Genomic DNA, 19,362 nt, shown 5'->3' with positions numbered 1-19,362 from the left:
CGCGATATACATATTCAATAACTCGAGCCATTTAATCTCCCTCCTGTACCTTCTGAAGATAGGTGTACATCTCATCCACCGTTAAAATGACTTCGGAACTTGGGGCAAGCCTACTTCCCAGCATTGTTATCTGGGGCGGTTCTAAGAGTGTTTGAGCCAGTTTTGCCTGTTGTGACAGCACTTCCCTTACAGGACCATCCAGGATGATTCTACCTTGACAAAGCACTATCACCCGCTCTGCATAGTTGGCTACTAGGGCCATATCATGGGTAATGAATACTACTGTATGCCCCTCTTGATTGAGCTTATTAACCAGCTCCATGATTTGCAGTCTTTCATGATAATCTTGTCCGGTGGTTGGCTCATCTAGTATGATAATCTCAGTCTGCATGGCTAATACAGAGGCTAGAGCAACTCTTTGCCGCTGCCCCCGGCTTAAGCTTTGTGGATAATCTCCAGCCTGACTTTCCAGTCCCACACTGTGGAGTGCCTTTTCTACCCTTTCACTAATCTCAGCCTTAGGCAATCCCATATTAATAAGGCCAAAGGCCACCTCTTTTTCAACAGTATCATGAAATATTTGATGATCTGGGTTTTGAAAAACAAAACCCACCCTCTTAGCTAGCTCCGATACCCTTTGGCCAAAGACATCCTGCCCAAATATAGATATCTTATCTTTGTTGGCCTTGATCAAGCCAATGAGATGCTTAACCATGGTGGTCTTTCCTGCTCCATTTTGGCCAACCAGGGCTACCAATTCACCCTGTTTAATGCTAAGGTTTATTTCTTTAAGGGCCGGCAGGCCGCTCTCATAGCTATAGGATAAGTCCTTTATTTCAATGGCATTCATGCTTGTTACCTCCGATGCCTGGACAAATAATCCTGACAATATATAATTCCTTCTTCTAACGTTAAAGGAAGTTCCCTTGCACGGTCTTCCAGCCTTAAAGCCAGTTCAGTAATCTGGGGCAACCCCACACCCATTTTAATAATGTCCTTATTCATAAAAACATCCTTAGGGTGCCCTTGCACAGCAATAATTCCCTGATTAAGAACCACCAAATTGTCACAGTAGCGGGCTAAGAGCTCCGTTTTTTGCTCTGCTATCAATACGGTGATGCCATGGTCATTGTTAAGCTGCTTTAAAACCTTAAACACTTCTTCACTGCCCAGGGGGTCCAATTCAGAGGTTGGTTCATCTAAAACCAATACCTCTGGTAATAGGGCAATGGCTGCGGCTATGGCCAAACGCTGCTTCTGACCTCCTGAGAGGGACTGGGTAGAGCGGCGACGGAGATGGGAAATTCCCACCATGGCCAGGGCCGATGTAATCCTCTCTTCCATTTCTTCAGGGGGAATACCGAAGTTCTCTAGGCCAAAGGCAAGCTCCTGCTCTACATCCAAACATACGATTTGGGCCTCAGGATCATCAAACACTGTGCCAATAATCCTGGCAATTTGGCCTGTGGTCATGGTTAGGGTATCCTTGCCCCGGACTAAAATTCTACCAGTCAGCTTTCCACCCTCGAAGTGAGGTATAATGCCATTTATGGCTTTAATAAGAGTGGTTTTACCAGCCCCTGTGGGACCAGTAAAACCAACAAAAGTACCCTTTTCAACTAAAAGGTCTACGCTTTTTAAGGCTGAAGAAGAAGTCCCCGAATAGGCGTAAGAAAAATCAACAAATTGGATTATTGGTCCGTTCTTTAATGTCATTGGCCTATCTCCTGAATTTATGTTTTTTATCTTATCGATATAAAAACTTTTTAACCGGGGCATATAGGGCCTGGGCTATAATTGCATTGACGATGGCCACCGGAATAACTACTCCAATGAAGGCCGCCTGCATGGCTGCCACGGGAAGATTTAGTGCCAGCTGGAAATTTAACACCACATAAATGCCACCACTGACCATGGTGCCCACTAAAGTGGCCAGAATAGGTTTAAAAGAATAATTTTTAATGGACAACTCAGGGAGGTAGCAAGCCATTAATGCACAAATCAGAGCACCAGCCGGCTCACTGGCAAGGTTCAAGTAGGGGATGGGTGATTTAGAAAAAATCATACTGACTGCTCCGGCCACTATACCAATTCCAAGGGCAGGACCGATTTTGGGTCTGATTAAAAGTATTGCCAGGCAATACATGGCGATTACAAAGTTTGGGGTAATTCCAAGGATGGCGGGGGAAAACATACGAAGTACCGCACCTATGGCAATTAGAAATGCCACCACGGCAATTTCCTTTGATTTAGTCATTCTTCCGGCAACTATGCTTTGCTCTGCTATTTGGTTATTCATTCCTCAACTCTCCTCGTCTTAAATAAAATATAAAAGCCAGGTCCTAGAAGGCCTGGCAATCGTGCACATAGAAACTCCACTCAGCTGCACTCACCTAAGCTCAACTCATCTCCACTCACCTCCGCTATTTTGTTTTAATATCTCAACTACACTCATCTGCATCTAGTTTAGCATACCTCAGGGTGCCTGTCACTACCTTTTTAAATGATTTACCCTATGGTGACCGCTTTAGTATCCCCTGTCAGATTATCAAGTATCTCTAACATGTTTGTTACCCTACCAACAGCCAGTTGTTCCTTGAGTTTATAATAGTCCAGGCAGGTTCCGCAGGCCAGCACAGTGGTTCCCCTATCCACCAATTTATTAATTTGTTCTAATACCCTGGATTGTGCAACGGCTAACCTAACCCCCGAGTTCACCAGCATAATTGACTTTGGAGCCCTTTGTTCCAGCAAACTATTGAAAAAACTGATCATCAAAATTTCACCTAAATCCTCCGAGCCACTGCCAAAGGTATTGCTGGTGATTAAATAAACCATGGGGCCAGTTTCTCCCTTTGCCGGTGTCACTGGGGATGATAGGGGGCTTTCGTCGCCCTTTGTAATGGTGATATAATACTCTCCACCCTTATCCTCCACCTGGACTTTGCAGTTGGCATTTTCCGCAAATCTAATTATATTTTCCCGGGCTATCTCATTGTCAACTATAGAAATAAGGGTCCCCTGTCCCATTTCCTCCAGGGCACGCTTGGTATTGATCACCGGCTGGGGACATGCTAAACCCCTGTTATTAACTTCTCTGCTCAGATTAATCACTGCTCCTTTCAATGTTGATTAAATGGTCTTTAGTCTTCGTCAGTTCACCCACCACTGCAGCATCTTCAACCCCCAGTTCATGCAGCAGTTTTATTAGTTTATCTGCCTTATCCGCTCTTATTGAAATCAATAAACCACCCGAGGTTTGGGGATCAAAGAACACATCAACCTCTTCCCGTGGTACTCTTTCGTCAATATGTACCCGCTCATCAAGGTGATTTCTATTATTATAGGCTCCCCCGGGTATAATCCCCATGCGGGCAAGTTCCTTTGCTCCTGGAAGGATAGGTACCTGCTCGGAAAACACTGTTAGGCTAAGCCCGCTGGCTTTAGCCATTTCCGCTCCATGGCCAAGAAAACCAAAACCTGTTACATCGGTACAGGCATTGGCACCAATCTCCAGCATTGCCCTGGCCCCTTCTTTATTTAAGGTTGCCATAGTCTTTACCGCTCTATTATAATCTTCCTGGCTAACCATATCAGCTTTGATACCGGTATTTATTATTCCGGTACCCAGTGCCTTAGTTAAAATTAACAAATCTCCTGCCCTGGCCGTTGCATTACTGTATACTTTGTCTGGCTGTACCAGACCAGTTACGGCTAAACCATACTTTGGTTCATCATCTTGGACACTGTGCCCCCCGGCTGTAATCGCCCCTGCCTCAGACACCTTAGCTGCCCCTCCCCTGAGGATTTCCCCTAATACTTCAGTTGGCAGACAAGCTGGGAAACAAACAATATTTAAAGCCAGCAAGGGGCTGCCACCCATGGCATAGACATCGCTTAAAGCATTTGCTGCTGCAATTTGACCAAAGAGATAAGGGTCATCTACCATTGGTGTAAAGAAATCCACCGTTTGAATGGTAGCAATATCATCATTCAACTTGTATACCGCTGCATCATCCGAGGTGTCTAAGCCTACAAGCAAATTTGGATCATGTACTTTAGGAAGTTGTCGCAGCACCTGCGACAGGACCTCAGGCCCTATTTTTGCCGCTCAGCCCGCAGCTTTAGTCATGTAGGTTAACCTTTGACTGGCCAATTCTTCACCCCCGTTGCTACACACATTATTAGCCCTTCGCCAATTTTTATGTAGATTCCTTTTTTTAAGTAATAACATTTGGTTATTAAAAAAGCAAGTTAATACAATTATATCCGTATTTTATATTTGTGTTTATCCTTAGCTTGCTTCCTAGGATGCACCGGGGTATAATTAATTACAGCATTTACCATATTGACTCAGAGGTGATAATTTTGCCTTCTTCAACGGCACCCATCGGCATATTTGATTCCGGGGTTGGCGGACTATCTGTGGCTAGAGAAATCCGTCGTCTTCTTCCTCACGAGGATATCGTTTATTATGCAGACTCAGCCTTTTGCCCCTATGGTGATAAGGATCCGGCTATCATTAGACGGCGGGAACTAACCATTGTTGATTTTTTGGTTAAACAAGGTGCAAAAATTATCGTGGTGGCCTGTAATACAGCCTCTTCAACTGGCCTTGAAGAGTTGCGCAAAAGCTTTACTATACCCATTGTGGGTATGGAGCCTGCTGTAAAACCAGCAGTAGCCGCCTCTAAGAGCGGGAGAATTGGTGTCCTGGCTACCTGCGTGACCATTGCCGGGGATCGTTTTTCCTCTTTAGTGAAAAGGTTTGCAGAAAACACCACAGTCATTACACAACCCTGCCCCGGCCTAGTTGAATTAATTGAAGCGGGGAAACTTGATGAACCGGAAACTGAAGAAGTTCTAAAGGGCTTTCTCCAACCAGTCCTAGGGCAAAATGCCGACACCGTGGTATTAGGCTGCACCCACTACCCATTCCTAAGACCCCTCGTTCAAAGGCTTGCGGGCCCAGAAGTGGCAGTAATAGACAGCGGCTTTGCTGTGGCCAGACAGGTTAGCAGGCTCTTATATGACCTTGACCTAATTAATGGAGGCAGCAGCCAGGGGATAGAAACCTTTTATACCAGTGGCGACCAGTCACTGGCTGAGAGAGTCATTGGGAGGTTATGGATTAGGGATAACATCTCTGTTCAAAGGGTACCTCTAACCTCCTAAGCATCCTTATACTAAAACAAGAAGCCGTGAAGGGTTTTCATCCCCAGCACGGCTTTAATTATTATTTTCCTAAACAGGCTGCCAGTCGATTATTCACGTCATCCCAATTAACCAAATTCCACCAGGCCTCAACAAAGGCAGGACGCTTATTCTGATATTTTAAGTAATAGGCATGTTCCCAAAGATCCAAGGCTAACAGGGGAACAACTCCCCACTGGGTAAGGTTCTGGTGTTTTTCTGCTGTCAAAATTTCTAATTTATTAAAGATGGGATTATAGCAAAGCAGGGTCCAGCCAGATCCCTCTACTGCTACCGCAGCCGCGGAGAACTGCTTCTTAAAGGTTTCAAAACTAACAAAATATTTATTAATTTCCTCAGCCACTAGCCCTGTTGCAGGTCCTCCTCCTTCTGGCTTCATATTATCCCAGAAAAGGGTATGTAAGATATGACCTGAACCATGGAAGGCAAGCTCTCTCTCCCAATGCTTGACCAGGGCAAAGTCACCCTTTTCTCTAGCTTCGGCTAACTTAGCCTCTGCATTATTTAACCCGTCAACATAGGCCTTATGATGGGCATCATGGTGCAACCTCACAGTCTGCTCATCATAATGGGGTTCAAGGGCATTATAGTCGTATGGCAGCTTTGGTAATTCGTGTTTCATTTTTATTCCTCCATTTCAAATAATAGCATGTGGCTTATATTATAATACACCTGCACAACATATTTATTACTCGTTTATTGCAATGTTATTACATTTATCCTTTTTAGTCGCAGACATATTTAATCACCGGGTCAGGGGATATTAAACAAATATTGTTTCATTGTGTTTACAGATAGGTTATTGTTTGGTTAAATTATAAAAGACGTAGTTTTAGGAGGTATATGTATGTCTAGTGAAACCAGCTGTGGCTGCCACAAACCCCGTAAGGTTTCTAAGGGACTTATGACTAGGGTAGCCAATTATATCAGAGATAAGTCCGTTGATGGAATTTGTGTTAAAAGCATCGCTGACATTGCCGATGAGATGGGATTACTTTTGCCTTCAATCCTAGTCGATGTAATCGAGCAATTAGAAAAGAAAGGTACCATTCAAGTCAGAAACAGGGGGCAAGAGCTTACTGATATTAGTACCTTTGTATTTATAGGTGACAATGAGCTTACCAAATTATTATCAACCGCGGCCATTATGAGCCAGGACCTGGAGGCCTCCCTGGGTGATAACAAAGAGTTTATGGAATTTAAAAGCAAAGTAAATGAAATGATTAATATCATGGAGCAGCAAACCAAAGAAGTCCTGGAATTCCAAGCCTTTAAGAGTGGTGTCGTTAAACAAATTGAGGCACAGGACGGTGTCTATCATATTATTTCGAGAACTAAGTTAAAGTTGATTTAATTGGGAGAGTAATGATGAATTTTGATAAACAAGCTGCCCTTGTTGGCTCAATTGTATTGGTAGGAAGTGCAGCTACCCAGTATTTTATTTACGATCATATAGATTGGGCTTACAGCATACTAATGGCTATAGTCTTTATTATCCTGGCACCCTACATAACCAAGAAAAAAAAGTAACAACCGCAAAGGTAAGCGGTTCCATTTTGGAGTTGAAAACTTAAAATCGCAGGCAAAATCGCAATTTTTTCACCTACCCAATCACACAAAAATCACATGGTCATCGCAACCGCTTTTGGGGGTCACCTCAGTGGCGGTTTTTCTTGTTTTATAAGGGTTTATGCACCATGGTGTTATTCTATTACTTGCCTATCACAACAAATTCACATAGCTAATCACATAATAATCACATAGTAAATCACAGCTTATTCGCAAAAGAAATAAATATTTCTTTTGTGCAAGATGTGTGAAAATGCCTGTGATGAGGTATGTGGAAAACGTGTGATTTCATATGTGAAAAAGTGGTGAATATTGCTATTTTCTGCATAACCTCTTACAATAATGGCTAAAGGACAGTGTATCTCTCCTTTTACCTAAATACTTTTAGACCATTTCAAAGGACTGATTTTTAAATGGAAAAAGATAGAATGAAGGAAGCATACGAATCTACCTTCAAAATAGTAACTAAACTAATTAATGGGTGGGACCCAGCTAACTTATTTCCATCTGCACCTCATGACGAATATGAATTAGAAGTGTCTCGCATCATTGCATCACTAAGAAGAGTCAATAATTATTTAGATTTAGCAAAAGAAATACAAGTAGTTTTTAATAAAGCCTTTGACTGGGAACTAACTATAGATAACTGTACTTCTATCGCTAAGGAAATATGGGAAAATACTAGTTACTTAAGAAAATTTTTAATAGGAAGAAACGAAACATAACGGTATATTATTACTATGCTCCTATACAATATCCAGTCAGGAATGCTTGTAAATCAACAATAGAGTATAAATAGCTTAAATATAAAAAATGAGCAACCAATATTAATTCAAAGGTTGCTCATTTTTATGTTCAAAAGTTGTGATTGGAACTGTGAATATATTGTGAAAAGCCTTGTGATTTACTGTGTGAATTTCTTGCGATTTATCCTGTGAAAAATTAATTTCAACTCCAAAATTGAACCCCTTAACCGCAAAGGTTGTTACTTTTTTATGCCGGCCAATCAGCAGCAGGGTTTTTATCAAATTCCAGGCCAATTAAGGCAATTGAGTTATCAAATATATCCGGGCTGTGGTGTTCCTGGTAGCGAAGAATAATCCCAAACATAGGTGATTTTTTGTTTAGTTCCTGCAGTTTTTCTAAAATCTGTCCAGCTTGATTACGTACAAACTTAATGGCAAAACCTACACCGTCTGAGAAAGTCAAATAAAGCAAATAGGCATCCTCCTGACTTTCATATTCCCAGCGGTACTCAAATTTTCCGGTATGGGCGGCTGCGATCCGGTTGTTTGGATGAATTTGTTGATATGGCACGGCAAAGTCAGGATGCTCCAGTATTATCCCTACTGTTTCCTTGGCTTTTCTTGGTTTAATTTTACCTATGCTGCCACCTGCAGGAAGTATTACCTTTATTCTTTGTTCTGTTGTCACAGTTATCCTCCCTTAGATATATTACATTTATTTTGTCCACTGCCCTTAATAATACATATTTAAATGAGAAAATACAATATTAGCTAGCCCTTCCATTGCTGAACAAAAGCAATTGCCCCGCTTACTTCCATTAATTTATTAATTCATTTATGATGTTTTCCTGTTACAATTATGTCAGGTGATGTTTATGGCTCTATACAAAAGATGGTCTGAAGTCCCTGGATATTTAAGAACTAAAATTCAGCTTGAAAGAATTGGACTAAGACCTAAATTTATTGATTGTCCTGACGGTGTCATTAATTATTACTCCGGCAATAGCTACAAAAGGTACCCCCTATATGATATTGAACAATGCGTTCCCCTTGAGAATTATACCGTTTCTATCGACCATATTGAAGTAACCACTGAAATACTAGCAGAAGCCCTTTATGTCATCAACAAATTTGCCAAAAGAAAAAGAGACCACAAAAAAGAACATTATTATTCTGGTCAGTTCCACCTAGTTAACCTATCAAAGAAAAGAGAGCAAGAAATATACAACCTAAAGGGTCAGGTTCTGGTCAAAATGCTAGAGCAGCAAAGGGCAGAAATCCTAGGCATTCATAGGCAAACAGTCAAGGATCATATGAAAAGTGACTCGGTTAATTATCTTGTTTATATAAAAGCAGGGGAATATACCTTTCACCGGCCTGCCAAGGCAAAGGACATAAAGAAACATAAATTTTTAGGTGATATTAATATCATATCTGCCGAGATGAATACAACAAGTCTATCTATCATGGAAGCAGTCATGTTACTGGAAAAATATATGTCTGAACCCTGCCAACAATTTGAAGTCTAATTAAGATAAAGAGAGGGAACTAGGATTGTTCAACCTTAGTTCCCTCTCTTTATCTTATCATTAAATATTAGTGAATTCGCCCGGTTAAAGCCCCGTGTCTCTCAGAACGACCCTTCACACGCCCCTTACCACCGGGTCTGTCAGAACCACGCTGGCCCCTACCATCTTTTCGATAGCCTCCTTGACCCTTAAGGGGCTTCTTTGCCCTAAGGGGTGCTTCTTCCGTCAACTTTACCGGGGTTTTATCAGATTCCCTGGTTAGCATCTTCAGTGCTGCGGATACAAGGGTTACTGAATCGTTATCCAGAAGCAAATCTTCAGCCAATCCTTTATAATACTGAAGTTCCCCTTCCTCAATAACTCGAAGTAATTTATCTACAGTAATACGCTGCTGACCCTCAATAGCCTCCTTAATTGTTGGAACCGGATGTCTATCTATTTTCCGTTTAGTGATTGCCTCAATTGACCTTAAATGTCCTAATTCCCTAGGGGTTACTAGGGTTACTGCCATTCCAGTGTTGCCGGCCCTTCCTGTTCGGCCAATACGGTGAACATAACTTTCCGGGTCTTGAGGGATATCAAAGTTATATACATGGGTCACCCCACTTATATCAAGCCCCCTAGCAGCCACATCAGTTGCCACCAAAACTTCAATGGTTCCTTCCCTAAACTTTCTCATTACACTATCTCGTCTGGCCTGGGTCAGGTCACCGTGAATACCCTCCGCCGAATAACCTCGCTTATTTAGAGCCTCAAAAAGCTCATCCACCCTACGCTTGGTACGGCCAAAAACAATTGCTAAGTCAGGCGAATGAATATCAAGGAGTCGACTAAGGACATCAAATTTTTGCTTTTCCTGGACTTCCATATACATCTGCTGAATTAGTGGAACCGTTACCTCTCTGCTTTGAACCTGTATATATTCTGGGTTTTTCAAAAACCTTTGGGCCAGAGAACGAACAGGCCCGGGCATGGTTGCTGAAAACAGGAGGGTTTGTCTTTCCCCTGGAACCTCTACCAGAATTGTTTCAACATCTTCAACAAAGCCCATGTTTAACATTTCATCAGCTTCATCCAATACCACCATGGAAACCCCTTGAAGTCTTATTGTTCTTCTCCTCATGTGATCCATTAACCTACCCGGTGTGGCCACAATAATTTGAGGCCTTTGTTTCAAGGCCCTTATTTGGCGCGTAATCTCTTGTCCCCCGTATATTGGCAAGGTTCTTATTCTTTTAAATTGTCCTATTCTGTTCAATTCTTCTGCTACCTGAACAGCCAGTTCCCTCGTAGGTGTTAATACTATCCCCTGGATCTGCTCATTTTCAATATTTATTTGTTCAATCATAGGTATGCCAAAGGCGGCGGTCTTTCCCGTGCCCGTTTGGGCTTGTCCTACTAAATCCCGCCCCCTCAAGGCAGCAGGTATAGTTCGCTCCTGAATTGGAGTGGTTTCTTCAAAACCCATCTCACTAATGGCACGGATTAGGGGATCACTTAATCCCAATTCATTAAATGTTAGCATAATATTTTTCCCTCTCTCTAATTAGGCTACTGGAATAATATACCCCAATTTGTTAATTTATATAGTTTTTATTATTACCAATTGGTTAAAATTTCTTAGAATTACCAAGGATATTTATACATATTCTGACATTTTATGTAACACTTTTCCTTCCACTCCATATTTTATACTATAAAAAATATGTTAGGAGGATACTTGAATGTACTTTGAAGAGTTTGTTAGCGAAGCTAAAGGCTGTCCCATTCCAGATCCTAAAAAAGATGCTTGCCCCCAGCTGCCCGGTACCGTTCTTCGCATTTTTATACCTGCAGGAGCCGTAATTAATCTATTAAATATTATTGAGTTGACATCCCCCAGTGGTATTTGTTTAATTGTTAGATTACCATTCTTGGCCGGAAAATGTGACACTGGAATTTTCTCTAGTCTCATGGACTCCCTAAAGGCTGCCGGTGCTAAAATTGAATTAGTAAACGAATAACTGGCAAGATAAATCCGGATATCCTCCGGATTTCATCTTTTTAATAAGAGTTATACATATTCCACGACAAGGAGAGCATAACTACTAAGGATGAAAGGAGAGGTACAATGGACAAAACCACTACTGCCGTAGGTATCAAATTGTTTATTTACTTTTTTGTCACCTGGGTGGCTATTTCAATTGTTGCAACAAATAATTGGGCCTGGGCCCTTTTAATTGCTCCCCTGGCAACCTCAATAAACTATTTACTTGGCGACCACTTCTTTCTTCCAAATTACGGAAACAACTTAGCCTCCATTGCAGATGGGTTAATGGCTGTGGTTCTTCTTTTCTTCCTAGGCCTTATGATTGGTGATTTAAGACCAACTGCTACCTCCCTAGTGCTATTTGGGATAGTCATTGCTATCGTTGAATATTTTTTTCACCCTTACTTGATTCGTATAGGTCTAGTAAACCCCCGGGAAGAAGCTAGAAAGAATTAATATCATTAGCATATGACCCAAAGGTACACACATTTTTGCTTTTACATATAATGGTAAAAATGACAGGGTGATGCTATGGCTATTACAATCGAAAAGCTTCCGGATTCAGAACAGGAGTATTACGAAGGTAGGAACGAGTTGAAAACTTCTTTAGATTTAATAGTCTCAATGATTAATGACACAAAATCTGAATTAAGGCACCTGGACCAAGAACGCCATAAGGAATATTTAAGCTTAGATTCTAAACTAGATAATGTTAGAGCTAAAATTGATTCTACAAATTCCTCCTTCAGCAGAAAAATAGATCGTTTTACCTACGGTTTAATGGGGGTTTTACTTACCACTTTGGGCATATTGGCAAAGATTCATTTTAGTCCTTGACAAACTTGCCACTTATCAAAAATGGTTATGCTATTGTATCAATAGTTCAGGCCGTAGTTGCTACTGCTCGGAATCCAATACTACAGGCGTTCTATCATGAACTGGTTTAACGTATTTATTAGCACCGGTGGTTTGGCAGTGTAAACCTTACCGGGCTTTTCTTTTTTTCCTCCAATTTATTCTACTTTCACTTAAACCCTAACATTTCCTTTAATTATTAAATATTTTACACCAATTGAATTATCTATTCCATTTGTGGAATGATAATCCAAGGTTGGTGATTAAATGTCATTAAAAGATGTATTTGGCAAATGGAAGAAGGCCAAAAGCAAAAAACCAGAGCAGCAAAAGGATCTCAATTATAATCAGCAGACCTGCCTTTCTGGAGACTTAAAGAAGGATAAACAGACCATTTTTACCGGCCTTGGGGGCAGCATCGATATAATTCGCAGAGAAATACTGGTAGGTGATAGGAAAGCCACTATTATCTACATTGAAGGAATCGTTAATGCTGATTTAATTGAACATGAAATAATAAGAAAAATTCAACAGTTAGATTTTTTTCCTGAGACTGAATCACCACTGGAGCATATTTCTCAGAAGGTACTCTCTAACAGCAACTCAATTGTTATCACCCCGCTAATAGCAGATATTTTGGTTAATATCCTAATTGGAAAATGTGTTTTAATCATTGACGCCTGTAAACAGGGCATTATTGTGGAGTCCAAGGGAGGAATACGCAGAGGAATTTCTGAGCCTCCCACTGAGCGGACAGTTCGTGGTTCCCGGGAAGGCTTTATTGAAGATATTGGTGTTAATTTAGCCTTGATCAGGCGCAGGTTAAAATCTCCCAAATTTACTGTTGAAACAACAACCTTAGGTTTAAGAAGCCGCTCCAGGATAGCCATTGTTTATATATCCGATATAGCGGACCCCAAAATTGTTGAGGAAGTCCGCAATCGTATTAGCAAAATTAATATTGATGGAATATTAGCCTCTGGCTACATAGAAAGATTTATCGAGGATCATCCGTGGAGCCTCTTCCCCCAAGTCTATGGTACCGAGCGTCCGGACAAAATAGCGGCAAATCTGTTGGAGGGCCGCATTGGTATAATTGTGGATGGAACTCCCTATGCCCTGATAGTCCCTGCTGTTTTTCTTCAATTTCTCCAGGGCTCCGAGGATTACTATGAAAGAACCATTGTTGGTACGGTGGCCAGGCTGGTCCGGTATTTAGCCCTAATGATCACCACAACCATAACTCCCGTCTATATAGCCCTAATTACCTTTCACCACTCCCTACTACCAACGGATTTATTGCTGGCAGTGGCTGAAAACAGAGAGGAATTACCCTTTTCTCCTTTGACAGAAGCTTTATTTATGGAGGTTGTCATTGAAATATTACGGGAGGCAGGGCTTCGTTTACCCAGTACCGTAGGCCAAACCTTAGGAGTTGTGGGCGGGATTGTCATCGGCCAAGCGGTTGTGGAAGCTAAACTTGTAAGCCCCTTGATTGTGGTAATCGTTTCCCTAGCAGCCATCTGCTCCTTTGTTTTTCCAAATTATAGCATGGCTCTGGCCATTCGTTTAATAAAATATCCCATGATGCTGCTGGCTGCCTCCTTTGGTGCTGTGGGCATTGCTGTGGGATGGTTGTTTGTGACAATACACTTAATTTCACTGCAGAGTATTGGTGTTCCCTACATGGCACCCCTTGCACCCATGCGTTATAAGGACTTGGGAGATACCTTTGTAATTTCACATATATGGAAAAATAAAAATAGACCGGTCTCTATCCCACATGTTGATAACAAACGTGGACAATCTCCTACCAGGGAGCCGTCAGAAAATGAATGAGCAGGCATATAAAATAACAAGCAAGCAATTAATATTTATTCTTATCGGTGCCACCATTGGAGTAGGTATTTTAACTGTTACATCTACGGCAGTTAGGGAATCCCAGCAGGACGCCTGGATATCAATTCTAATGGGCGCTTTGCCCTTAGTTGTCGGCATATATTCCATGCATTTGATAGGTAGTAGGTTTCCTGATCTTACCTTTGCGGAATACTGCGAGATAATCCTAGGCAAATGGCCTGGCAAGCTCCTTGCCCTAGTGTTTGTAGTTTATTCCTTAGCCTTTGCAGCTATCGTAACTAGACTTTTTGTTAATATCCTTAAGATTTATTTATTCCCTGAAACGCCAATTTGGGCCCTAAGTGCTTTAATCTTGTTTACATCAGCCTATCTGGCCTCAAAGGATGCAAGGGTCATTGGTAGAGTTAATGAATTAATGTTCTTTGAGTCTCTCGTTCTATTAGCCTTTATCCTCGGTGCAGTGCCTAAGGTAGAACTTTCATTCTTCCAGCCCATTGGTGATGCGGGCATGGCAAATATACTAAAGGGCGCTTACCAAACCTTATTTGCTATACTGGGCATTGAAATCTTACTGGTTATCTACCCTATGGTCCAAAGGAAAAATGAAATAGTTAAGGCCGGCTTGACGGCAGTCGCAATAATTTCCGGTATCTATCTGCTTGTGGTATTTGTTGTTTTAGGTCTCTTTGGCCCAAACGCCGCTGAAAAACTAAGGTTTGGCCTGATGGTGTTATTAAAAACCTACAACGCCCCGGTTATTGAAAGGGCTGAATTTTTCTTTATCATTTTTTGGGTTTTTGTTGCCTTTCGGCCAGTGGCAAATATGTTTTTTGCCGGGCGCTATACTGTTGAAAAAATATTAAATATTAACTCTCCCGGTTGGGTCACCCTGGCTTTATTTCCCATAATTTTTTTGTCATCCCTTTTCCCTGGCAATTTCGATAAAATCCTTGGTTTAAGTACCACTATTGGATATCTGGGACTCCTGTTTATGATTGTTATCCCGGTTATCCTGTGGTTCACAGCTATCTTGCGAGGTGTTGGAGGTAAAAAAGTTGCGTAGCGCACTTGCTATAGTTCTTATTTTAGTTACCCTATTAAGCTTTGGCTGCTGGGATGCCCAAGACATTAATAATCTTTACATACCCTTTGTGGCAGGTTACGATTTGCTTGAGGAAGATGGCCGTGAGAAGTTCTCCATGACCGTAAACTTCCCCATTATGAACCGCAATGCCAGAGAGAAGTCCGATGTAATAACCGTCAAGGGAGAAACCATGGCCCAGACCCGCATTGACAGAGGCAATAAATCTTCCCGGGGCATGGCCGTTGGTGACTTAAAAGCTCTGTTGGTTGGAAGTCCTTTAGCTTATAGGGGAAGTAAAGATGCCTTTGACTTAATGTTTCGAGACACTCGTTTTAGCGAAATGATTAGACTAGCTGTGACAGATGGAAATACCATTGATATCTTGACCATGAAACCGGAAAATTACCAGACAGTAGGACAAAATATCATAGACCTTCTGTCAAATTCGCCAAGGGATAATTTTATTCCAGTAGAGCATTTGCATCATTTTCGTGTGGATGTAATGACAGACGGATATAATCCGGTTTTACCAGTCATTAGCATCCACTCTGAAAGTAATTTAGAAATTTCAGGTGCAGCCTTATTTAAAAAGTATAAGATGGTAGCTAAAGTCAACAGGGAAGACATGAGGCCTTTAATCTGGTTAAGGGGAGATGGGGTCATAGGCTATATAACCTTTAAAATGATGGATGATAAAGGAGAATTTTATAAAATAAGTTTTGAGGGGGGGAGTAAGCGAAAGGTAACAGCTAAGTTGGCTAATGGAAAACCTTCCTTCGAGATAGATTTATCATTCTCAGGCATAATTGCAGAAACCTTAACGGATATACAATTTGCAGGTAAGGAAGAAAATGTTTTAGCTGTAGAAAAGGCCTTGGAAGAACATATTCAAAAACAATGTGAAGACTTAATTTACGATCTACAGAACAAATATAGGGTAGATGCCATCCTACTTGGCAAGTATGCCAGGGCGAAATGGCCTCCCCTAGTGAAGGAGCAGGACTGGGACGAGGTTTTCTGCGAAAGTGATATCAAAGTTAATGTTAATGTTACAATTCAAGGCACAGGGGAAGTTGCCTAGAGTACAACCTTCCTTTAAAAAATTATTATTTAATATAGGACTTTGGTCTTGATTGATAAATACTTCAGTCCTATTTACTACGATATTGTTTCTCCATATAGTAAAAACAAATCCTAGAAAGATAAAGGCAAACCCATTGAAAAGTGGCGACGCAAAACTACAGGGGCTAAGGTGGAAAGCTAGGCCAGCCAGTTACCAAAGGAGGATATTAGTGGGTTTTATAGCTGGTGTTTTTGTTGGTGCATTTTTAGGGATCCTTACAACATGTCTACTAGTGGCTTCCCGGGAAACAAATGATACCGTTTATGATGATTAAAAACAAAATTACCCTACAAGCCGAAGGATACAGAACCCTCGGCTTTTTAATTCCAATTGGGCCATTGGATCCCTTGGGCCAACAAAAAAGCAAGTCTCCTGATTTCTCAGAAGACTTGCTTTAACTGGTCGGAGCGACAGGAGTTGAACCTGCGACCTCTACCACCCCAAGGTAGCGCTCTCCCAAACTGAGCTACGCCCCGATTTTTGCTTGTATTTCCAGGCCCCTCGGCCTGTCGACAAATGTTATTATAGCTAATGCGTTAAGAAAAGTCAACATGAAAAATACTATTCTTAACTAGCCGCCTTAACTATAAAAGCAAAACGGCTAGTACATTTAACATAACTAGCTATCTATATTAAACTCTGCCAATATAAATGTATGGTCGGAAGGTTTTACCTTCCTTCTTGGCTCAATATCTATCCAGGCTTTTGTTGATCGCTTAGCCAGGGGAGCGGTAGCCCAAATATGGTCAATACGCCAGCCTAAATTTCTATCCAGGGCCTTTGGAACACGATAATCCCAAAAGGTAAAATGTCCACCCTCTGATTGGTGGTGTAGGCGGAAAATATCTTTAAAGCCCCAGGACTTAACATAATCCAAGGCTTCATGCTCGGTGGGGTGGAAGCCTACACGTCCAAGTAATCTTTTGGGTGCGTGCACATCTTCAGGTTCTGGTGCTACGTTAAAATCACCCAGCCAAAGTAATGGCTCATCAGGTTTAAAATTTGAATCAAAGTATTCCTTTAAGGCCTTAATCCAGGATATTTTATAGCTAAATTTATCACTCTCCGGGGATTGGCCCTGGGGAATATAGGTATTAACTATTGGAATACCTTTTATCTCAGCGGCAATGAGCCTTGCTTCATCTGGTTCCGCAATAGACCCAAGGTCACTGTTTAAGGGATTTATTTGATGGGGGCTGAGGATAGCCACACCATTATAAGATTTTCTCCCTTTAAATAGCGAGTTATAGCCCGCCTCCAAAAGGCAAGCTGCTGGAAAATCTGCATTAATGACCTTGGTTTCCTGCAGGCAAACCACATCAGGTTTATTTTCCCCCAACCACTGAATTAACATTTCTTTCCTGGCGCGTACTGAATTTATATTAAAACTGGCAATTTTAAAATACAATGCAATCATTCCTTAGTTTTGTTTAAGACTATATTCTTCCTAGGCTAGCTAAAACACTTTTTAGACACACAGCTAAAGCAAAAAACACGAAAAGCACTAACCACATGTACAGGCTTACACCCCTTCCTTGCACGGAGCCCACAATCTTTGGGGAACTACTTTTGTCAGCACTTTTCCTATCAAGGTATATCTATCTGGTTTAGTGGCATTCTGCTCCGTCATACCACTATCATATTCATTAGAAAAGAATTCTATATCATATTTTATCCCTTACACCCTAGATTAAGCTTCCTCCTTTGGAAACTTAAACTTAATTCCAAATACCTTATTAAAATTAGTCACTTTCTTATAAAGTTCTCTAATTTCTAAATCGGAATTATCCGTAGAGATACAGTCAATTTGCACTTCTTTTGCCTTGATGGTGCAAACCACATCCTCAACTACACCGGCTTCTGTACGATCCAGGTTTTCCCCCATGCGTATCAATACGCCTAGACGACGGACCAAAATTCCGTCCTGGGGAAATAATACATCGGCATGCTGCTGCAATTTAAACTTAAGATCTAATTTGCCGTGACTAGCAGCCACCAGAGCCACTAACACAAGTTCCCTGTGAGAAAGACCATTTATCCGGGCATTTAGCAGTACATACATGGTATGCTTATGATGGTTATAATAACTAACAGCATTCCCAACATCGTGCAGAAGGGCTGCAATCCTTAAGATTTTTCTCTCCCAGGCGCCGTAGCCATGTAGGGGCTGCAGCTGGTCGAACAATGATAAAGATAGTTTGGCCACATGTTCGGCGTGATTTCTCTTTACCTGGTACAAATCCATAAGGTTCTGAACGCTATGCTCGGTTACATCGTCCACAACCGGATCTAAACGATTCCTAAAAAGGTATTCGTAAAATACCCCCTCCCTTAAGCCAGAGCCGCTAACCCTAATTCCTGGTGCCCCGGTAAAATCCAATAGTTTGGACGCCGCTGCCATACCACCCAGGATGATGTCAGCCCTTTCCTTAGATAATCCAGGAATGGATTTGCGTTCATCCACTGAACCCTTTTTTAGGAGATTATAAATTTGCTTGACACGTTCTGTATGCACCCTGTAGTTGTGCAGAAGATTTAAGCTAAAGCGTGTCCGCTTACGATCCATTCTGCCAAGGTTTCGCAAGGTGCCTCCAACCCCCAAGACCTCTAAACCCCTGGCCATATCCAACCAATGAACAGATCTATACTGTTCCTTCAAGTAGTCCTCTAACCGTCCAATTTGTTCCTCATTGACTTGTGGGGAGGTTAAAAAGTTTTCAGTGATATTAACCGCCCCAAAGGGAAGACTTGTCCACTGGGTAATCATTCTTTCTCTGCACAGGATCAATTCTGTGCTGCCTCCCCCAATGTCTACAATCAGGGCATCACTAAATTCTAGGCTGTTAACTACCCCTAAATAAATATACCTGGCCTCTTCCTCACCGGAGAGTATGCGAAAGGAAACTCCCGTTTCCTTCATAATGGTTTCCAACACCTCATTACCGTTTACGGCATTACGTATAGCCGCAGTGGCAACTCCATGTACAGAATCTACTTTATTGGCATAACAAAACTTTTGCAACAGCCGGATAGTCTGAACAGCCCTGTCAATGGCAGGTACCTTGATCACCCTTTCAGGCCCCATGCTTTCACCAATTCTAGCCGTTTCCTTAATCTCGTCCTGCAGCTTATAGGAACCATTGTCCCAGACCTTCATAAGGATAAGCCGAATAGAGTTTGAACCGAGATCAATTATTCCGATTCTTCTGGACATAATTTCCTCCTATTTCAAAAAATTGTACCATCAACCTTGAAGGATAAGCTTCAGAAGGCCGGTGGTAAATTTGGTTTCTACTTCTTTTAAAGCAATGACTTAGTCTATTTTAACAGATTAAAAATATTTTTAACAACTT

Annotated in this window: 22 protein-coding genes, 1 tRNA gene and 1 riboswitch; of the genes, 12 read left to right on the top strand and 11 right to left on the bottom strand. The window is 41.5% G+C overall.

What is annotated here, in order from left to right:
• Nucleotides 1-31: 31 nt before the first annotated feature.
• The 5 genes from P6N53_RS04805 to selD all read right to left on the bottom strand — a co-directional run bounded on the left by P6N53_RS04805 (nt 32) and on the right by selD (nt 4,132).
• A complete protein-coding gene (locus tag P6N53_RS04805) occupies nt 32-889 on the bottom strand; it encodes an energy-coupling factor ABC transporter ATP-binding protein (RefSeq protein ID WP_304541592.1) in 858 nt (285 codons plus the stop codon).
• The gene (locus tag P6N53_RS04800) at nt 856-1,716 is read right to left on the bottom strand and encodes an energy-coupling factor ABC transporter ATP-binding protein (protein ID WP_304541591.1); all 861 of its coding nucleotides are present in this window, start codon (nt 1,714-1,716) and stop codon (nt 856-858) included. The genes P6N53_RS04805 and P6N53_RS04800 overlap by 34 nt, the downstream gene beginning before the upstream one ends.
• Nucleotides 1,717-1,747: 31 nt before the next feature.
• Nucleotides 1,748-2,299, bottom strand: coding sequence for a tryptophan transporter (locus tag P6N53_RS04795; protein ID WP_304541590.1), 552 nt, complete (start codon nt 2,297-2,299; stop codon nt 1,748-1,750).
• A gap of 209 nt (nt 2,300-2,508) precedes the next feature.
• Entirely contained in the window at nt 2,509-3,114 is a 606-nt protein-coding gene (yedF, locus tag P6N53_RS04790; protein ID WP_304541589.1) for a sulfurtransferase-like selenium metabolism protein YedF, read from the bottom strand.
• Nucleotides 3,107-4,132 carry a selenide, water dikinase SelD gene (gene selD / locus P6N53_RS04785; protein WP_304541600.1) on the bottom strand — a complete coding sequence of 342 codons (1,026 nt, stop codon included), beginning with the start codon at nt 4,130-4,132 and terminating at the stop codon, nt 3,107-3,109. Before selD ends, yedF begins: the two co-directional genes overlap by 8 nt.
• 236 nt (nt 4,133-4,368) lie before the next feature.
• On the opposite strand from selD, the gene murI reads away from it, so the two are divergent.
• Nucleotides 4,369-5,175, top strand: a complete 807-nt coding sequence (murI, locus tag P6N53_RS04780; protein ID WP_304541587.1) for a glutamate racemase — start codon at nt 4,369-4,371, stop codon at nt 5,173-5,175.
• Nucleotides 5,176-5,236: 61 nt separating this feature from the next.
• Here the strand turns inward: murI and P6N53_RS04775 are convergent, their stop codons facing one another.
• Nucleotides 5,237-5,836: a superoxide dismutase gene (locus P6N53_RS04775; RefSeq protein ID WP_304541586.1), complete on the bottom strand. Its 600-nt coding sequence runs from the start codon at nt 5,834-5,836 to the stop codon at nt 5,237-5,239.
• A 225-nt stretch (nt 5,837-6,061) separates the two neighbouring features.
• Here P6N53_RS04775 and P6N53_RS04770 point away from each other — a divergent pair, with 225 nt between their 5' ends.
• From P6N53_RS04770 to P6N53_RS04760, 3 genes are all read left to right on the top strand, one after another.
• Nucleotides 6,062-6,568, top strand: a complete 507-nt coding sequence (locus tag P6N53_RS04770) for a hypothetical protein (protein ID WP_304541585.1) — start codon at nt 6,062-6,064, stop codon at nt 6,566-6,568.
• A 14-nt stretch (nt 6,569-6,582) separates the two neighbouring features.
• Nucleotides 6,583-6,744: a hypothetical protein gene (locus P6N53_RS04765; RefSeq protein ID WP_304541584.1), complete on the top strand. Its 162-nt coding sequence runs from the start codon at nt 6,583-6,585 to the stop codon at nt 6,742-6,744.
• A 452-nt stretch (nt 6,745-7,196) separates the two neighbouring features.
• Nucleotides 7,197-7,508: a DUF1871 family protein gene (locus tag P6N53_RS04760; protein ID WP_304541583.1), complete on the top strand. Its 312-nt coding sequence runs from the start codon at nt 7,197-7,199 to the stop codon at nt 7,506-7,508.
• A gap of 268 nt (nt 7,509-7,776) precedes the next feature.
• Here the strand turns inward: P6N53_RS04760 and P6N53_RS04755 are convergent, their stop codons facing one another.
• A complete protein-coding gene (locus P6N53_RS04755; protein WP_304541581.1) occupies nt 7,777-8,217 on the bottom strand; it encodes a hypothetical protein in 441 nt (146 codons plus the stop codon).
• Between the two features lie 187 nt (nt 8,218-8,404).
• Here P6N53_RS04755 and P6N53_RS04750 point away from each other — a divergent pair, with 187 nt between their 5' ends.
• Entirely contained in the window at nt 8,405-9,058 is a 654-nt protein-coding gene (locus P6N53_RS04750) for a YkyB family protein (RefSeq protein ID WP_304541580.1), read from the top strand.
• Between the two features lie 67 nt (nt 9,059-9,125).
• Here the strand turns inward: P6N53_RS04750 and cshA are convergent, their stop codons facing one another.
• A complete protein-coding gene (cshA, locus tag P6N53_RS04745) occupies nt 9,126-10,583 on the bottom strand; it encodes a degradosome RNA helicase CshA (RefSeq protein ID WP_304541579.1) in 1,458 nt (485 codons plus the stop codon).
• Between the two features lie 199 nt (nt 10,584-10,782).
• Here cshA and P6N53_RS04740 point away from each other — a divergent pair, with 199 nt between their 5' ends.
• From P6N53_RS04740 to P6N53_RS04710, 7 genes are all read left to right on the top strand, one after another.
• Nucleotides 10,783-11,061, top strand: coding sequence for a hypothetical protein (locus P6N53_RS04740; protein ID WP_304541578.1), 279 nt, complete (start codon nt 10,783-10,785; stop codon nt 11,059-11,061).
• Nucleotides 11,062-11,168: 107 nt separating this feature from the next.
• Nucleotides 11,169-11,543 carry a DUF2512 family protein gene (locus P6N53_RS04735; protein ID WP_304541577.1) on the top strand — a complete coding sequence of 125 codons (375 nt, stop codon included), beginning with the start codon at nt 11,169-11,171 and terminating at the stop codon, nt 11,541-11,543.
• Between the two features lie 75 nt (nt 11,544-11,618).
• Nucleotides 11,619-11,924 (top strand): hypothetical protein, encoded by a 306-nt coding sequence (locus P6N53_RS04730; RefSeq protein WP_304541575.1) that lies wholly within the window; start codon nt 11,619-11,621, stop codon nt 11,922-11,924.
• Between the two features lie 285 nt (nt 11,925-12,209).
• Nucleotides 12,210-13,781 (top strand): spore germination protein, encoded by a 1,572-nt coding sequence (locus P6N53_RS04725; protein WP_304541574.1) that lies wholly within the window; start codon nt 12,210-12,212, stop codon nt 13,779-13,781.
• A complete protein-coding gene (locus P6N53_RS04720) occupies nt 13,774-14,865 on the top strand; it encodes a GerAB/ArcD/ProY family transporter (RefSeq protein WP_304541573.1) in 1,092 nt (363 codons plus the stop codon). Before P6N53_RS04725 ends, P6N53_RS04720 begins: the two co-directional genes overlap by 8 nt.
• Nucleotides 14,858-15,967 carry a Ger(x)C family spore germination protein gene (locus P6N53_RS04715; protein WP_304541572.1) on the top strand — a complete coding sequence of 370 codons (1,110 nt, stop codon included), beginning with the start codon at nt 14,858-14,860 and terminating at the stop codon, nt 15,965-15,967. The genes P6N53_RS04720 and P6N53_RS04715 overlap by 8 nt, the downstream gene beginning before the upstream one ends.
• A gap of 116 nt (nt 15,968-16,083) precedes the next feature.
• Nucleotides 16,084-16,167: riboswitch (cyclic di-GMP riboswitch) on the top strand.
• An 11-nt stretch (nt 16,168-16,178) separates the two neighbouring features.
• Nucleotides 16,179-16,283, top strand: coding sequence for a DUF3789 domain-containing protein (locus P6N53_RS04710; RefSeq protein WP_304541571.1), 105 nt, complete (start codon nt 16,179-16,181; stop codon nt 16,281-16,283).
• 125 nt (nt 16,284-16,408) lie between these two features.
• On the opposite strand, the gene P6N53_RS04705 is transcribed toward P6N53_RS04710, so the two are convergent.
• From P6N53_RS04705 to P6N53_RS04695, 3 genes are all read right to left on the bottom strand, one after another.
• Nucleotides 16,409-16,485, bottom strand: a tRNA-Pro gene (locus P6N53_RS04705).
• 143 nt (nt 16,486-16,628) lie between these two features.
• On the bottom strand, nt 16,629-17,417 hold the full coding sequence (gene xth / locus P6N53_RS04700) for an exodeoxyribonuclease III (RefSeq protein ID WP_304541569.1): 789 nt from the start codon (nt 17,415-17,417) through the stop codon (nt 16,629-16,631).
• 282 nt (nt 17,418-17,699) lie between these two features.
• Nucleotides 17,700-19,223 carry a Ppx/GppA phosphatase family protein gene (locus P6N53_RS04695; RefSeq protein ID WP_304541568.1) on the bottom strand — a complete coding sequence of 508 codons (1,524 nt, stop codon included), beginning with the start codon at nt 19,221-19,223 and terminating at the stop codon, nt 17,700-17,702.
• Between the last annotated feature and the right edge of the window lie 139 nt (nt 19,224-19,362).

Source organism: Desulforamulus aquiferis, assembly GCF_030577015.1.
Lineage (GTDB): Bacteria > Bacillota > Desulfotomaculia > Desulfotomaculales > Desulfotomaculaceae > Desulfotomaculum > Desulfotomaculum aquiferis.
The sequence above is the reverse complement of the archived record's forward strand: the minus strand, read 5'-3'. Positions and strand labels throughout refer to the sequence as shown.

Bases quoted from the DNA above. Each gene is read 5' to 3' on its own strand.
- P6N53_RS04725 (WP_304541574.1), top strand. From the start codon at position 12,210: ATGTCATTAAAAGATGTATTTGGCAAATGGAAGAAGGCCAAAAGCAAA.
- P6N53_RS04775 (WP_304541586.1), bottom strand. From the start codon at position 5,836: ATGAAACACGAATTACCAAAGCTGCCATACGACTATAATGCCCTTGAA.
- P6N53_RS04750 (WP_304541580.1), top strand. From the start codon at position 8,405: ATGGCTCTATACAAAAGATGGTCTGAAGTCCCTGGATATTTAAGAACT.
- P6N53_RS04795 (WP_304541590.1), bottom strand. From the start codon at position 2,299: ATGAATAACCAAATAGCAGAGCAAAGCATAGTTGCCGGAAGAATGACT.
- P6N53_RS04730 (WP_304541575.1), top strand. From the start codon at position 11,619: ATGGCTATTACAATCGAAAAGCTTCCGGATTCAGAACAGGAGTATTAC.
- P6N53_RS04735 (WP_304541577.1), top strand. From the start codon at position 11,169: ATGGACAAAACCACTACTGCCGTAGGTATCAAATTGTTTATTTACTTT.
- P6N53_RS04695 (WP_304541568.1), bottom strand. From the start codon at position 19,223: ATGTCCAGAAGAATCGGAATAATTGATCTCGGTTCAAACTCTATTCGG.
- P6N53_RS04760 (WP_304541583.1), top strand. From the start codon at position 7,197: ATGGAAAAAGATAGAATGAAGGAAGCATACGAATCTACCTTCAAAATA.
- P6N53_RS04765 (WP_304541584.1), top strand. From the start codon at position 6,583: ATGAATTTTGATAAACAAGCTGCCCTTGTTGGCTCAATTGTATTGGTA.
- P6N53_RS04740 (WP_304541578.1), top strand. From the start codon at position 10,783: ATGTACTTTGAAGAGTTTGTTAGCGAAGCTAAAGGCTGTCCCATTCCA.
- P6N53_RS04720 (WP_304541573.1), top strand. From the start codon at position 13,774: ATGAATGAGCAGGCATATAAAATAACAAGCAAGCAATTAATATTTATT.
- P6N53_RS04770 (WP_304541585.1), top strand. From the start codon at position 6,062: ATGTCTAGTGAAACCAGCTGTGGCTGCCACAAACCCCGTAAGGTTTCT.
- cshA (WP_304541579.1), bottom strand. From the start codon at position 10,583: ATGCTAACATTTAATGAATTGGGATTAAGTGATCCCCTAATCCGTGCC.
- P6N53_RS04800 (WP_304541591.1), bottom strand. From the start codon at position 1,716: ATGACATTAAAGAACGGACCAATAATCCAATTTGTTGATTTTTCTTAC.